Origin of the sequence: Kutzneria sp. NPDC052558 (genome assembly GCF_044547355.1) — a bacterium.
In the GTDB taxonomy this organism is placed as follows: domain Bacteria; phylum Actinomycetota; class Actinomycetes; order Mycobacteriales; family Pseudonocardiaceae; genus Kutzneria.
Genome location: NZ_JBIUAG010000049.1, coordinates 1 through 14,449, shown reverse-complemented (window position 1 = coordinate 14,449; position 14,449 = coordinate 1). Strand labels below are relative to the sequence as shown.

The following is a 14,449-nucleotide window of genomic DNA, read 5'->3' as shown; positions in this document are numbered from 1 at the left end:
AGGCCCGGTCGTCTCGTGGCGTCTCAGGACGAGGAGTGCGCGGGGGGCTGTGAACAGGCGACGTGGGCGCACAACGGTCAGAAGGGTGGCGAGGACGCCGGATGTCCTCCTGGTGGGCACGGGTTCAGACATGGGGACCGCCTTCGATTTCGGTCGTTCCCACCGGCGTCGGGGAGGAAGCTGGCTGGGCCGGTGTGCCGGCCGTCGACGTCGGGGCGCGGAACACGAGGCCGGTCTCGGGCCGGCGCGCGGCCGTGACCACGGAGGTCGCAGACGGCCTGGTCTCGGTGGCGATGGCCGCCCGGCGGCGTATCGGCGGGGACTGGCGCAGGCCGTGGCTCATCGCGACACCAATTCCCGTTGTGCCGATGCGAAAGTCGGTGCCGTCATGGCGCGCCGGAACACCGCCCACGCCTCGGACACGTCGATGCGGGTGAACGGCGGTGTGGCGGTCACCGGCACCTCCCGCAGGGTGAGCTTCCCGGTCGGCCCGCCGGAGATCCCGGTCACGACAATGGTGACGGAGCCGTCGGCGAGCCGGGTGACGTAGAACTGCTCGCCGGCAAGACCGGCCAGCGGGTGCACCAGTGCGGCGGCGACCTTCACCGCGGTGCGCCCGCCGGCCCACTCCAGGCACAGACCGTCGGGGCCATCGAGGCGGACGGTCAGCCAGTAGGTGGTGCCCAGGACCTGCAGACGGCGAAACACCCCGCTGGCCAACGCCGCAGGGCCAGGAACTCGGCAGCCGGTGCGGATCGCGGAGCGCTCGGCCGCGGTGAGCAGGCCGTCGAGGTCGGGCAGTCGCTCGGAGCCGATCACCTTCCGGGTGAAGGCGAGCGCGGCCACCCACTGGCGAAGGCTCGTGTCCGACAACGCGATCAGCTGGCTCGGGCCGTCGGCGAGGTGGAGTTGGACGTGTCGGCGATGCACGGTCGCCCGCAGGCCGGCGAGCCCGCGCAGGCGGCCGTCGAGGACGTGCGGGGTCAAGGCCGCCATCATCGGCGCCAGAACCCCCGGGTGCAGATGCACAATCGTACCCTCGGACGGCTCCTGGGGGCGGATCATTCGGCACAGCGGCATCGGGGCCTCGACCGTGGTGGCCGGCCACTGGTAGGGGGCGATCTGTCCGAGCGCGAACAGCATTCCGGCTTCCAGCTGCTGCTGGACGACGTCGAGGGTGTCGGCCAGCAGCGCGTCGCGGAAGCGATGATTCACCGCGGGGGCGGGGTACTCGCCGAGCAGCCGACTCTCGTAGCCCTCGTCGAGAAGCTCGTGCATCCCGGCCCGCTCCTGCGCGGACAACACGTGCAGGGCCTGGGTGACGGTCGGCAGGAGTGTGGAGTCGGATTCGCCGGTGTAGGTCCGGCGCAGCGTGGCCAGACGGCGCGTCAACGAGAGACGGTGGGGCATGACGAGGTGCTCCAGATGGGGATTCAGAGATGGCAGGCCAGCGCGGCGAAAGCAAGCGACTGGGCGGGGTCGCCGACGTCGGCCCAGTGCTCGGGCCGCCACTCCGGCGTGTAGACCACGCCGGGCCAGACCATGTGCTTGAAGCTGGCCAACATCGCGGTGATCTCCGCCCGCGACCGCAGATGGGCCTGATTCTGGGTGCGCTGGTAGATCTCGACGATGTCGGCCAGCCGGTCGGGGTAGTCGCTGGCGGTGGCGTGCGTGAGGCCGAGATAGCTGCCGGCCGACAGCGCGTCGGAGTAGGCCCGCACGATGCGGGCGGGCTGCTGGTGGTCGGGGATGAAATGCAGGACCGCGCACATCAGGACCATGATCGGCTGTGAGAAGTCGAGCAGCTCCAGCGTCTTGGGGTGTTGCAGGACGCGGTCGGGGTTGGTGATGTCCTCGTGGATGCAGGTGGCGCAGGGGTTGTCCTTGAGGATGTGGAGGCTGTGGGCGACGACCACGGGTTCGTTGTCCACGTGGACGACGCGCGCGTCGGGCACGAGGCGTTGCGCGACTTCGTGCACGTTGCCGGCTGTCGGGGAGCCGGAGCCGAGGTCGAGGAACTGGCGGATGCCGTGCTCGATGCCGTACGTGACGAACCTGCGCAGGACGGCGCGGTTGTTGCGGGCGGCGACGTGGGCCTCGGGCATGATCGCGAGGACCTCCTTGGCGGCCTTGCGGTCGACCTCGAAGTTGGTGGAGCCGTCGAGGAGGTAGTCGTAGATCCGGGCGGCGCTGGGGCGTTCGATGTCCACATCTGACGGTCGCCAGTCGGAGTTCCTGGCCCACTGGTCTTCGTCGTGGCCGTCGGCGATGCCCACGATGGTGCTCCTTGTCGGGAATGGTGATGCGGTCAGGCAGACAGGGCGTGGCGGCCGCCGGATGGTTCGGCGCTCGGCAGCGGGATTGTGGGGACCGGCACGGTCATGGCTGGTTGAGTCGATGCTTCGAACCCAAGTCGATGCTCTGGCTGGAGATCGAGGGGGTGTCGGTGCCGTTGTGGTGCAAGGCATGTCGGCTCGACCAGCTCGTCTGGGTGGGTATCGGGACTGTGTTGGTCGGGTCGCGTTCCGCTGCGCGGTTGGCCAGATGCGCTCGAATCTTGTCGAGCTCGCGACGGACACCGATCCGAGGCAGCAACCACTGCCAGATCTCCTCGGTGGTGGCGGTGGCGAAGAAGTTGGTGACGCTGAGGACGCGGCAGGTGGCTTTTCGAGTTGGCCAGTAGGGCCATCGCCGTGTCTTTGGGCGGCACCGCCGACAACGACCACAGTCGTCGACCTTGTGCAGCAGCACGAGTACGTAGCAGGCGCCGGCGAGTCGCAGGAGGATCTCGTCGAGGTCGGTCGTGCCGAACACCGAAAGCCCGCGGATGTCGCCCTGGTCGAAGCCGTGCAACACGTCCGCAAGCTCATCGCGGATGAGAAGGCGACTGGCCGGCGACGGGCGGTTCATCGGGCGTGTCCGATCCGGTAGCCCATTCCGGTGGCGTCCAACAGCAGGGTGAGACGCACTGGAATCACCTCTTCCCTTCTGGTTGTGCTTCTGCGAGTAGACCCATACCTCGTGAGTCGCACCACGTCGCGAATGGGACAGGAATGGGACACGGAGGGGACGTGCGCCCTCTTCACCTGCGAGAATGGTTGGCGTATCATGGATGCGATCACACGAAGGGGTGACACATGGCCAGGCGTGAGAGCCCGTTGACGAAGTTGCGCAGGGCTGCGGGTTACACGCAGGAGTCATTCGCCGACAAGCTTCACGTCGATCGACGCACCGTCGGTCGATGGGAGGGCGGTAAAGCGGCGCCATCGCCAACCATGCATCCGACGTTGGCGCTAGCTCTCGACATTTCGCCAAAAGAGTTGATTGTGGTTTTGGATCAGACCGCGGCGTCGGCAGCGAGAAGTCATGCTCTGGGCGCGGCGGACACGGAGGTCACGTCCTCGCGGCGGTTGCCGACCGGCTCGGTTGATCACGTGGATGAGCTGGTCGCACATCTGCGGGAGCAGTGGCACGTACTCGTGCGGGCGGACAACCTCCTCGGCCCTCGTCGCGCGCTGGCCGGTGTCCTTGAACAGCTCGGTGTGATCGAGGAGCTTTTGCCTGTCACCAAGGGGGTCGAGCGGGGTGAGCTAGTCAAACTTGCTGCGGCATACGCGGAATCGGCCGCCTGGCTGTACGAGGACTCCGATCAGATGGGCAAGTCCGTGTGGTGGATCGACCGTGCGATGGCATGGTCGCACGAGGCGGACGACCGCAACATAGTGGCGTGGAGCTTGTTCCGTAGAAGTCAACACGCCTCGGCCGGTCGGGACGCACAAGGGACACTCGGTCTTGCTGCTGCCGCCGGGCGCGAGACCGTTGAGACGGCAACGCCGATGTGTGCGGCGATCCTCCAAGAACAAGCTCACGGCCACGCCCTGGCGGGCGACGAGAACCTCATGAACCGCATGCTGGACACCGCTCAGAGGTTCGCTGCTTCGGAAACCAGCGGGGACGCGCGGCAGGGCCACGGATCCTTCTGCACTCCGCCCTACCTCGAACTGAAGCGGGCACAGTACTTTGTGGTGCTGCGGAAACCGGCCCGAGCGGTTGATCTGTTCGAGTCTGTGCTGCCTGCTCTGCCGCCCGTCTACCGCCGGGATCGAGGTGTCGCCTACAGCCGCCTGGCGCAGGCGCACGTCGCGATGAACCATCCGGACCAGGCGGCGGCGTTCGGAAGGAAGGCGCTGGAGATCGCACGTAGCGTCGGCTCGATCCGGACCGAGCAAGAGGTGTCGAGGCTGGGCGGACAACTCAAGCGCCACAAGCGGATTCCTGACGTTCAGGCTCTCTTCGACGACCTGGGTGTTTCGGCGTGACGACTTCGGACTCCGAACTCGTCGCGATGCGGCGGGCGATCAGCTTGTCCGCGCTCGGGCTCGGCTCGGCCAGTCCCAACCCGCCGGTTGGCTGCGTGATCCTCGATCGTCAAGGCCGGCCGGTGGGAGAGGGATATCACCAGCGCAAGGGCGAATCCCACGCCGAGGCGCACGCCTTGGCCGCGGCTGGGGAACGCGCATACGGCGGAACTGCGGTCGTCACCTTGGAGCCCTGCAACCACGTCGGACGGACACCGCCATGTCACCAAGCCCTGATTGACGCGGGTATCGCGCGCGTGGTGATCGCCGTCATTGATCCCACCTCGCGCGGCGCTGGCGGGGCCGTGCGGATGCGCGAGGCAGGGCTGGACGTCGAGGCTGGGGTCCTTGTCGAGGAAGCGGAGGTTGTCCTCGGTCCCTGGTTGCGAGCGCTGCGCCGCGGCCGGCCTCTCGTGATCTGGGCATTCGAAGTCGCGAAAGACGGGCCGACGGCGATCCCTCGGAGCCAGTGCGACGCGTTCGCGCTCCGCGCGGGCGTCGACGCAGTCCTGACAGCTGGTGGCCGGCTGATCGAGGGACGCCCTGGTGGGCACGGCGCTGGGGTGTTCTCGTTGCCCAGCAATCTAACTGGCGATCCTGCCCTCGTGCTGGAGAAGCTGTACAAGGCAGGTGTTCGGACTCTGCTACTCGATGGCGGCACCGACGTCGGCGGCCCGTTCGTTGACCGTGGCTTGGTCGACGAGATCTGTTCGTTTGTTGGTGAAACGGCTCCGTCTGGGGTGCCGCCCACGGACCGAGCTCTGCTGCCCGTGGGCTTCGGCATTCGGTCGGTCAGCAGAGGTACCGACGGTGTCTTGGTCACAGCGACTCAGGCCCAGCTGTCCGAAGCTCAGAAGTGGCCCTCCTGATCAGGTCAGGATGCGCGTGCTGTTTGTGCCACCCAATGGCCAAAGAGAGCGCGTCGAGCAGTGTGCGGGCCGTGCCGGACAGCTCGTAGTGGACCTCGCGCGGCCACACGCCTTCTAGTTCGCTTCGGTGAACCAGGCCGACGGCTTCCATACGGCGAAGAGTGCAGATGAACGTGCGTGTTTGCGCGTATCGGCATCGCCCGGTTCGCCGGTCGATCACGCGGCTGGCTCGGACCTTGTCGAGTAGCTCGGAGTACCGGTGTGAGCCGAACTGCAGCGCGATCAAGATGTCCGCGCTCCATTCCGCTGCGAGTAGGTGTCTCACCTCCAGCAATGCTTGGAGGAAGGTAGCGGCGTCGTCGTGGAGGTGTCGGTCGGCGATATTCTGGTCTTCCGGCGGCGCTGACGAATGTGAGACTCGCGCGTCTTTCGGGTTGATCTTATTGTTCAGGTGAGCAGGCCATGTTGCCGTGCTAGTCATAGTGCACCTGTGCGATCTGCAAGTTGAATGAGTACGGTGTGCGGCCGGATGGGCCGCGGTATCGCTCGAAAGGATTAGTATCTGGCGTTCGATTCGGTCGTGTTTACGCCGAGTGATCGGCTGCTATCGGAGGCGTGTGCGTACAGGCGTGCTCCAATCGAGTGGTTCGCCGGCGTCTGATCTGTCCGTGGTTCCAGATTCGTCAATGCTTCTGTTGGATGGCTGTACGACGACTGCAGGCGTCTGAAGTCGCGCACCGGCGCGGCATCGGCGGCTGGGGGCAGCGAGTCGGCGTCGACTGGGGGCTGGGCGGGATTCATGACGAGTTCAGGAGGCAAGATCGGCGAGGAGTTCGCAGGCGACCTGCGCATCGCGCTCTTGGGGCCGCCGGCGGCGGCCCTGAACGGGCGGGACCTGCGCCTCGGGCCGCCGCGGCAGTGGGCGGTGCTCGCTCTCCTCGCCGCACGCGCAGGACAGGCTGTGGCGAGGGACGAGATCATCTCGGCGGTGTGGGGAGCCGCGCAGCCGGTCTCGGCCGAGAGTGGGGTCCACACCTATGTGTCGGGACTTCGGCGCCTCGTGGAGCCGGCTCGCACGAATCGCCAGCCCGGTCAGATACTCGTATCGCATGACGCCGCGTACGAGCTCCGAGTGCCAAAGGAAAACATCGACATCTGGGAATTCGACCGCCTGTTTGACGCGGCCGAATCGCGGTGGCGTCACGGCGAGTTCGAAGCGAGCCTTACGGGTCTGGAGTCGGCGCTCGCGCTATGGAGGGGCCCCGCGTTCAGTGGGATTCCAGGGCCATTCGCGGAAACCGAGCAGGTCCGCTACGACGAGCTGAGGCTTGCCGCGGCTGAAAGAAGGGCGGAGGTGCTGATGGCTGTCGGGCGGCAGATCGAGGCGATCCCTGACCTTCAGTCGCTCACCCGCCAGAATCCGCTGCGTGAACGAGCCAGGCACCTGCTCATCCAGGCGCTCTACCGAAGTGATCGGCAGGCCGACGCGCTGGCGGAGTTTCAGGAGACCCGGCGATGCCTTGTCGAGCAGCTCGGCGTCGAACCCGGCCATGCTCTGCAGACGCTCCACTCGCAGATCCTCCGCGGCGAACCGGCAGACGACCTTGGCGGCCATGACCCGGGACCCGTGAGCACCAGGTCCGACGACCACATGGTTCCGTCGCAGCTTCCAAGGAGAAACGGCAGACTGACGGGCAGGACATCCGAGCTGAAGCGGTTGAACCGTCTGCTCGACTCGCCCACTCAGGTCGGCGATCCGTTGCCGGTGGTGTTGATCACTGGTCCCGCCGGGGTCGGCAAGACCACCCTGGCAGTGTCCTGCGCACATTCCGTGGCGGAGACCTTCGACTGCCAGATGTATGTCAACCTCCACGGCTTCGACCAGGAACGAGCGGCATCCTCGTCAGCGGTGGTGCTGGGCGGCCTGTTGGAGGCACTCGGGCTGAGCTCGGCCCGCATGCCGGCCGATGTGGATCAACTGTCGGCTCTGTACCGGAGTGCCACGGCGGCCAAGCGGCTCCTTCTTGTGTTGGACAACGCCGAGAGCGCCGCACAGGTTCGTCCACTCCTGCCCGGTGGAGCAGGGTCCGCCGTGATCGTCACCAGTCGGTCCCGGCTCGACGGCCTTGTCGCTCGGGACGGCGCTCATCCTGTGGTGCTCATGCCGCTCAGCGCGAGGGACTCCATCGACCTGCTGGCCGACGTCATCGGCGAGCACCGGATCGCTGGCGAGCCCGAGGCGGCGGCCCGTGTGACGGCGCTGTGCGCGGGGCTTCCGCTGGCGATCAGGGTTGCCGCCGAGCGCATCGCGACGCGGAGCCACCTCGCGCTGTCTGATGTCGCTGCGGACTTGGCCGAAGAGGCGGGGCGGCTCGATGCGCTGACGATTCGTGGCGACGACGAGACCTCGGCGCGGACGGTGTTTTCCTGGTCATACCGCCATCTCGACGCCGAACATGCTCGGTCGTTCCGAATCTTGGGCCTTCATCCCGCCGTCGACTTCGGCGTCGGCGCCGCTGCCGCGATGCTCGATGTCGCGATCTCCGAGGCGCAGGAACAGCTCGACATGCTTGCGAGTGTCCATCTCGTCGAAGAGATCCGGCACGGCAGGTACCGGTTCCACGACCTGATTCTCCTGTACGCCAAGGAACTCTGTGTGGAAAGGGACGATCCGAGGCTCCGATCGGAAGCGGTGGAGCGGCTCCTGCAGTGGTATCTGGCCATGGCCGTGCGTGCCTCCGACGCGGCGGCTCCTTGGCGGTGCCTGCCCGATAATCAAGCGAATGTTCAAGGCCTGCAGGCGATCTACGACCGCGACGACGCGCTGAAGTGGTTCCACAACGAGTCCTCGGCGCTGTCCGCCGCCGCGGAGCTTGCGGCCAAGTCCGGCCGGCTCGATGTTGCCTGGCAGATTCCGCTTGCCGAGTTCAACTACCTGCACCTGGTGAAGAACTGGAGTCTGTGGGCGGCGGTGTACGGCCTTGCCCTGGACTCGGTCCAGGGCAAGGGGCAACCGGTTGGCGAGGCATGGATGCACCATGGACTGAGCGTTGCTGACCATGGCCGGGGCGAGTTCACCGGTGCGTATGAACATTCACGACGTGCGCTGGAGATCCGTCGAGCGCTAGGGGACCGGGAAGGCGAGGCGTGGAGCCTGCACGGGCTCAGGATCGCCTGCCTCGGTCTGGAACGGCTGGAGGAGGCCGAGCGCCACCTCATCGCCGCCATCGGGGTCCATCTCGAACTCGGAGACCGCTACGGCAAGACGGTGACCACTTTGTTCCTCGCTGAGACGAAACGAGAACTGGGGCAGTACAGCGAGGCGATCGAGCTGGCCGGCACAACACTGGATGACTACGAGAAACTTGATTCACCCCATGGGATGGGGCAGACGCTCAAGGTGCTTGGGCGATCCCACGCGTACCTTCACCAGTACGAGCTGGCTGAGCATTACTACCAGCGGGCCCTGCGAGTGTGCCACGACGCCGGCGACGAGGTCGGCGAGGAGGAGTCACTCTGCGGGCTGGCCGATGTCATGACCGCGGTGGGCGCGAACGATCGAGCTCGTGTCTACCTGACCCAGGCGCTGGAGATCCTTCAACGACGTGGCGATCCGCAAGCCGAAGATGTCCGCTCACAGCTCGCGACCACCTGAGACGATGTCCAGACTCACACCTGGGGAGAACACGACATGTCCATCCTGCTGGCTGGTGCCGAAAATCTCACGCTGACCGGTCGACTTCGCCACGACGACGCCGCCCTGACGTGTGCGGCGGTGGACTTCGGTGGCGTGGCGAAACGCCATCCGATGGCGGTGCTCGTCCCAGCGAACGCGACCGACATCGCACAAGTCGTACGGTTCGCGGCCGACCGAGGAATACCGGTGTCAGCCCGAGGAAGTGCCCACTCGCTGTACGGGCAATCGCTTGTTTCCCAAGGGATCGTCATCGACATGAAGGGCCTGGGCACGGTCCACCGCGTCGACGGCGACCAGGCCCTCGTCGATGCCGGAGCATCCTGGCGTGCGGTGCTTGCCGCGACCCTCCCGCATGGGCTCACGCCGCCGGTCCTGCCGGACTTCCTCGACCTCTCCGTTGGCGGAACGTTGTCGTTGGGCGGTATCGGCGGTACTAGCCACCGTCATGGAGCTCAGGTCGACACCGTCATCGAACTGGAGGTCGTGACGGGCACCGGCGAGATCGTGACCTGCTCTCGGACCTCCAACGTCGCACTGTTCCGGGCCGTACTCGCGGGGCTCGGGCAGTGCGCGATCATCACCCGGGCGACCATCCCGCTGATCGCCGCCCCTACGCATGTTCAGCACACACGAACCCGTTACGAGACAACGGCCGAGCTGAACGCCGCGCAAGTCGCCCGAGTCGACGAGGGACGGACCGACTATGTCGAGGGTCTCGTCACACAGGACGGCGAAGGCGGCTGGCTCCGGTGGATGGAGACGGTGGCGTACCTGGGAGAAGGCCACGCGCTTGGAGAATCCACCATCCAGGACAACGGCGTCGTGATGGAATCGACCACGAAGTCGTACTTCGACTTCGTCAACCGGCTCGGCGACGAAGCCGCCTTCTTGGCAGATCTGGGGCCGCAGAGTCAAGTGCGGCCGTACTGCACAGTGTTCGTGCCGAGCGGCGCTGTCGACGCTGCTGTCGACGCCGCCCTCGCGCGACCGCTCTCGGAAGTCGGCGAGCAAGGCCTGTACCTCGTCTACCCGCTCCGACGTTCCCGGTTGTCCACACCGCTCTTCCGGCTGCCGGACGACGAGGTGGTGTTCCAGTTCAGCGTGTTCCGTTACGCGGGCTCGGAAGCGACTGAGGTTGTCGAGGGCATGCTCGCCGCCAACCGGGTCATGCACGCCGAGGCGCTCCGCTGTGGGGGGACTCTGTACCCGTACTCGGCAGTGGAGCTTGATCCGCAAGGATGGCGGGATCATTGGGGCGAGGAGTGGAGCTTCTTGGAGGAGGCCAAGGCAAGTCATGACCCGCAAGGAGTACTCGGCTGTGGCCAGGGCATCTTCCGTACTCGGTAGAGCGACCAGATACAGGGGTCATCCGAAGGTGTGAACCTGCACGGGAGATCCCATGGTGCACCTTGAATGCGCCAAGGAGGCGCGGTGTAGAGCTTCAGGTGTGACGCGATGACCGTCGCGTCGCTTGCCGAGAAGGAAGGTCACCATGAGCCTCTCGATGACTCTCCCCGGCACCGTGACGTCCGCATGTCGGTGCCGGAATCCCCTCTGCGCCACCGCGTGCGGACCGGGAGCCGGCTGCCGGAGGCGCGCTGCCCCCGCTGCCTCCGAGCAGCCGGCACCTCCAACGAACCTGGCGGCGCGACATCCGTTGGAGAACAACATGACCTCTCGCGCCGTGCAATCCCTTGGTGCGGTGGCACTGATTCCCTTGGTGCTGACATCCTGCACTGACCGCGCTCCCGATGCGCCACCAGCGACCGCTTCACCGGCCACGACATCAGCGTCCGCTGATCCGCGTGGCGAGATCACCCAGGCCTACGTGGACTTCTGGGCCGTGGGAAACGCGGTCGCCCGAGAAGATCCGGGAACCTGGCGCACGAAACTTGAGTCGGTCGCCGTCGATCCTCAGCTTTCGCGAATGCTGGACAACCTGGGCGCACTGCAGTCGAGGTCGTTGACCGTCTATGGCGCGACGCGAGAACACGTGACGAACATCGACATCGCCGGCGACATAGCCACCGTGCAGGACTGTCAGGACGCGAGCGGCACGGGCCAGGCAGACGCGAAAACCGGCGCGCACAAGACGGTCGGAGTGCCGCGAAGCCCGGTCACCGCCCGGATGCAGCACGACACGGACGGAAAGTGGCGAGTAGCGGAGGTTTCATACCCTGGAGGGACGTGCTGATGAGAGGAAAAGGTGTGGTTGGCATTGCAGTGCTGACTGGTTCGATGGTCGTCCTGCCGGCCGGCGAAGCGCTGGCAGACGTACCTGGTGGCCAGATTACCGTGGCACCGGTGGATCCCGGCGGAGTCTTCGCTGGCCCGGGCGTCGGCATCGGAGCGATGAGCCCCGGCGGTCCAGGAGTGCCAGGAGGCTCCGGGGGCCTAGGTGGTGCCGGCCCGGCCGCCGCGTGCGTGTTCGAGTCGGCGGGCAAGACCACCTCGGAGTTGTTCGCGGCGGGCACGCCCGGATACGGGGGCACGTTGGCCGGCGGAGGGGCGAAGGGCTACTACCTGGTGTGCGGTGGGGCTCACCGTGGTTGGTTCAACGGGCCGGACCAGCTGCCGGCGGGTGCGGTGTTGGTGACCCCGGAGCAGTTGGCGCAGCAGGCGTACCAGCAGCTCGCACTTCCCTTGCCGGTGCCGCATTTCTCGCCGGACCTGCGGACGGCCTCCGGTCGGGCGACGGTGGTGGGGGAGCACACCTGGGTGTGGACGGACAAGGCGGGCTGGGCGGTGCAGTCCAAGCGGGTGCAGGCCGGACCGGTGTGGGCCGAAGCCGTTGCCACACCGATGAAGTTGCTGTTCACCCCGAATACCGACCGGTCGTTGTCCTGCTCAGGGCCGGGTACGGCCTACACCCCGTCGGCCGGGCTGCACCGGGCTTCGCCGGACTGCGACTACGTTTTCGTGCGGCCCCGTGATCACGTCGACGCCACGTTCGCGATCCAGTGGTCGGTGCGGTGGACCGGGTCGACCGGCGCGGCGCCGGCCGGCGGCACGTTGCCGGACATGACCTCCCGCGCCATGCTCGGGTTCGCGGTCGAGGAAGTTCAGTCGCTCAACGCCGGCTGAGTCCCGTTTCCTTCGAATTTCTGTTGCGGGACAAGTGTGCCTGTCGTCAGATCCGTTGCTAGCTAACACAGACTATGAGGGAGAGGTGCGTCATGTTGATGTTCAAGAGTGCGGTGGTCGCGGCGAGCGTGGCCGTTCTGGTCGGTGGCGTGAGCGCGCAAGCGCAGCCGAACCACGCCACGCCGGTGTCCGCGCACCATCAGTTGATGTCCTCGGTGGCCGTGCCCGGCGCGCCGAGGGCTGTGCTGGAGCCGCCTCCGCCGGAGCTGGTGCACACCTGTTTCCTGATCAATGATGACGGCGTTCGCATCCATGTCACCTTCGACTTGTCCAGCACGGTGGTGGGGTTGGCGTACAAGGGCGATCTGTTCCAGGTCCCGAATTTCCCTGGCGGCGGCTTGCTGGAGGGCACCGACCTGCGCACTGGGGTGCACGGCTGGATTCGCGACATCTACGCCGATCGCCTCTACCTCCACTGCTGAGACCCGCGCCCGTATGCGGGGTCCGGCCTGAGGAGCATTCCGATTCCGGGTTCCTGTTGCGGGACATCTGTGCCCGTAGCCGGGCCCCGTCGCAGACAAACATCGGACGCTGTAAGGGAGAAGTGTGTCATGGTGATGGTCAAGAGCGTGCTGGTCGCTGCGAGCGTGGCCAGCTTGGTCGGCCCAGCGCAGGCCCCGGCGAGCGTGGAGCTCGGCGCCTCGGCGCACGCGAGCGGCGCGGTGACAGCAGTGGCAGCGCGTCCGAAATCGGGCGGCCTGTGCAACTGGTTCAACGCTGACGGCGTCAACATCCGGTCGGCGCCCAGCACCTCTGGTGCTGTTCTCGGGCTGGCCTACTACGCCGACCCGTTCAAGGTCGCGGGTTATGAAGGGGGCCAGTGGCAAGAGGGCACGGACCTGCGGACGGGGGTACATGGTTGGGCTTCGGCTCAGTTCATCACGTTGGCGTTTTCTGACTGCTGAGGCCGAGCCGCCGGCCATATCGTCCGTTCCCGCATTGGCTGAGTCCTGGCCTTCCCATTCCATGATTGTCGAATTCCTGTTGGGGGATAGCCATGTCCGCTCCCGGGCTCGTCGCGACCACCACCCGCTCCACCCCGTCACCGCCGGCTCGGCATGGGCCGTGGTTGCGGGGCCGGTGGTGGCTGGTCGCGGGCGGGGTGGTGATCCTGGCCGGGTCGCTGGCCGGCGTGCAGGCCTACGTGGTGGCGCAGAACCAGACCATCCCGGTGCTGGCATTGGCCCGTGACGTGGGCTGGGGGCACCGGTTGGTCGATGGGGATCTCGTGGTCGCCCAGGTGATCCCGGACGAGCACGTGCGCACGGTCGACGCCGGCGAGCGGGACCAGGTGCTCGGCCAGACCGCGGTGCGGACGTTGGCCGCGGGGACGTTGCTTGCCCGGGCGGAGTTGACCACCGCGCGGGTGCCGGCGGCGGGGCAGGTGGTGGTCGGGGTGCTGCTCAAGCCCGGCGGTCTGCCCGCCGCGGGTGTGCGGCCGCAGGACCGGGTGCTGCTGACCCCGACCACCGCCTCGTCCGGCATGGAGGTGGTGGCGCCGGTGATCGGCGTGGTCCTGGACTCGGGCAGCCCGAACGCGGACGGCTCGCTGGTGGTCGACGTGATCGTCGACGGCGCGCCGAACCCGATCGCGGCCCCGGCCGGGGTCGGGCAGGTCGTGCTGTCGCTGCTCGGTCCGGACGGGCGGTGACGGTCATGGCGATCATCTCGATCGTGTCGGCCAAGGCCTCCCCAGGGGCGACCACGACCGCGACCGCGTTGGCCGTGACCTGGCACGCGCCGATGCTGTTGGTCGGGGCGGATCCGGCCGGCGACGACATCATCGGCGGCTACCTGGGGCCGTGGATCGCGAAGGGCTGGGTCCAGCCGGGCAAGGGCATCGTCAGCTTCACCACCGCCACCCGTCACGCCGGCCCGGACGAGGTCGGGGATCTGGACGGGCACACCCAGCTGCTCCCGGGTGCCCGCAACGCCCGGGCGCTGCTGGGGCTGGCTGAGCCGGCGCAGCTGACCGCGCTGGGGGCCGGTGGGTGGCAGCGCCTGGCTCGCGCCCTGACCGCCACACAGACGACGGGCATCGCCTCGGACGTGATCATCGACTGTGGCCGGTTCGGGCCGGTGACGCCGAGGGGGTTGTTGGAGATCGCTGATCTGGTGTTGGTGGCGGTGCGGCCGCAGCACCGTTCGGTGATGGCCACCCGCCCTCTGGTCCGCCTGCTGGGGCAGCTGGTGCCGGCCGAGCGGCTCGGGCTGGCGGTGCTGGCCGCCACCGACCGGCAGGCCGCCGAGGTGGCTGAGGTCCTGCCGGCGCCGATCGGCCTGCGCCTGCCCGACGATCCCTCCTGCGCGCGCTCCTTCTCCGACGCCACCTCCATCACCCTGCCTCGCACCTCGGCGCTGATGCGCGCCGCGACCGCCGC

14 protein-coding genes are annotated in these 14,449 nt (G+C 67.2%); 10 read left to right on the top strand and 4 right to left on the bottom strand.

Going from position 1 to position 14,449, the window contains the following annotated elements; genetic code table 11:
- Positions 1-339 precede the first annotated feature (339 nt).
- The 3 genes from ACIG5F_RS45715 to ACIG5F_RS45705 all read right to left on the bottom strand — a co-directional run bounded on the left by ACIG5F_RS45715 (position 340) and on the right by ACIG5F_RS45705 (position 2,910).
- Entirely contained in the window at positions 340-1,392 is a 1,053-nt protein-coding gene (locus ACIG5F_RS45715; protein WP_396526539.1) for a hypothetical protein, read from the bottom strand.
- Between the two features lie 41 nt (positions 1,393-1,433).
- The gene (locus tag ACIG5F_RS45710; protein WP_396526538.1) at positions 1,434-2,276 is read right to left on the bottom strand and encodes an SAM-dependent methyltransferase; all 843 of its coding nucleotides are present in this window, start codon (positions 2,274-2,276) and stop codon (positions 1,434-1,436) included.
- A gap of 103 nt (positions 2,277-2,379) precedes the next feature.
- Positions 2,380-2,910 (bottom strand): hypothetical protein, encoded by a 531-nt coding sequence (locus tag ACIG5F_RS45705; RefSeq protein WP_396526537.1) that lies wholly within the window; start codon positions 2,908-2,910, stop codon positions 2,380-2,382.
- A 227-nt stretch (positions 2,911-3,137) separates the two neighbouring features.
- Between ACIG5F_RS45705 and ACIG5F_RS45700 the strand changes: the two genes are divergently transcribed.
- On the top strand, positions 3,138-4,319 hold the full coding sequence (locus tag ACIG5F_RS45700) for a helix-turn-helix domain-containing protein (RefSeq protein ID WP_396526536.1): 1,182 nt from the start codon (positions 3,138-3,140) through the stop codon (positions 4,317-4,319).
- A complete protein-coding gene (gene ribD, locus ACIG5F_RS45695; protein WP_396526535.1) occupies positions 4,316-5,227 on the top strand; it encodes a bifunctional diaminohydroxyphosphoribosylaminopyrimidine deaminase/5-amino-6-(5-phosphoribosylamino)uracil reductase RibD in 912 nt (303 codons plus the stop codon). The genes ACIG5F_RS45700 and ribD overlap by 4 nt, the downstream gene beginning before the upstream one ends.
- Here ribD and ACIG5F_RS45690 read toward each other — a convergent pair.
- Entirely contained in the window at positions 5,178-5,708 is a 531-nt protein-coding gene (locus ACIG5F_RS45690) for a winged helix-turn-helix transcriptional regulator (protein ID WP_396526534.1), read from the bottom strand. The genes ribD and ACIG5F_RS45690 overlap by 50 nt on opposite strands.
- 318 nt (positions 5,709-6,026) lie before the next feature.
- Here ACIG5F_RS45690 and ACIG5F_RS45685 point away from each other — a divergent pair, with 318 nt between their 5' ends.
- The 8 genes from ACIG5F_RS45685 to ACIG5F_RS45650 all read left to right on the top strand — a co-directional run.
- Positions 6,027-8,882 (top strand): BTAD domain-containing putative transcriptional regulator, encoded by a 2,856-nt coding sequence (locus tag ACIG5F_RS45685; protein WP_396526533.1) that lies wholly within the window; start codon positions 6,027-6,029, stop codon positions 8,880-8,882.
- 36 nt (positions 8,883-8,918) lie between these two features.
- Complete coding sequence (locus ACIG5F_RS45680; protein WP_396526532.1) at positions 8,919-10,271, top strand: FAD-binding protein; 1,353 nt, start codon at positions 8,919-8,921, stop codon at positions 10,269-10,271.
- Positions 10,272-10,593: 322 nt separating this feature from the next.
- On the top strand, positions 10,594-11,118 hold the full coding sequence (locus ACIG5F_RS45675) for a hypothetical protein (protein ID WP_396526531.1): 525 nt from the start codon (positions 10,594-10,596) through the stop codon (positions 11,116-11,118).
- A gap of 230 nt (positions 11,119-11,348) precedes the next feature.
- On the top strand, positions 11,349-12,008 hold the full coding sequence (locus ACIG5F_RS45670; protein ID WP_396526530.1) for a hypothetical protein: 660 nt from the start codon (positions 11,349-11,351) through the stop codon (positions 12,006-12,008).
- 92 nt (positions 12,009-12,100) lie between these two features.
- Complete coding sequence (locus tag ACIG5F_RS45665; protein WP_396526529.1) at positions 12,101-12,490, top strand: hypothetical protein; 390 nt, start codon at positions 12,101-12,103, stop codon at positions 12,488-12,490.
- Between the two features lie 129 nt (positions 12,491-12,619).
- Positions 12,620-12,973, top strand: coding sequence for an SH3 domain-containing protein (locus ACIG5F_RS45660; RefSeq protein WP_396526528.1), 354 nt, complete (start codon positions 12,620-12,622; stop codon positions 12,971-12,973).
- Positions 12,974-13,065: 92 nt separating this feature from the next.
- The gene (locus ACIG5F_RS45655; RefSeq protein ID WP_396526527.1) at positions 13,066-13,719 is read left to right on the top strand and encodes a hypothetical protein; all 654 of its coding nucleotides are present in this window, start codon (positions 13,066-13,068) and stop codon (positions 13,717-13,719) included.
- A 5-nt stretch (positions 13,720-13,724) separates the two neighbouring features.
- The coding region (locus ACIG5F_RS45650) for a hypothetical protein (protein WP_396526526.1) at positions 13,725-14,449 on the top strand (725 nt) is incomplete at its 3' end.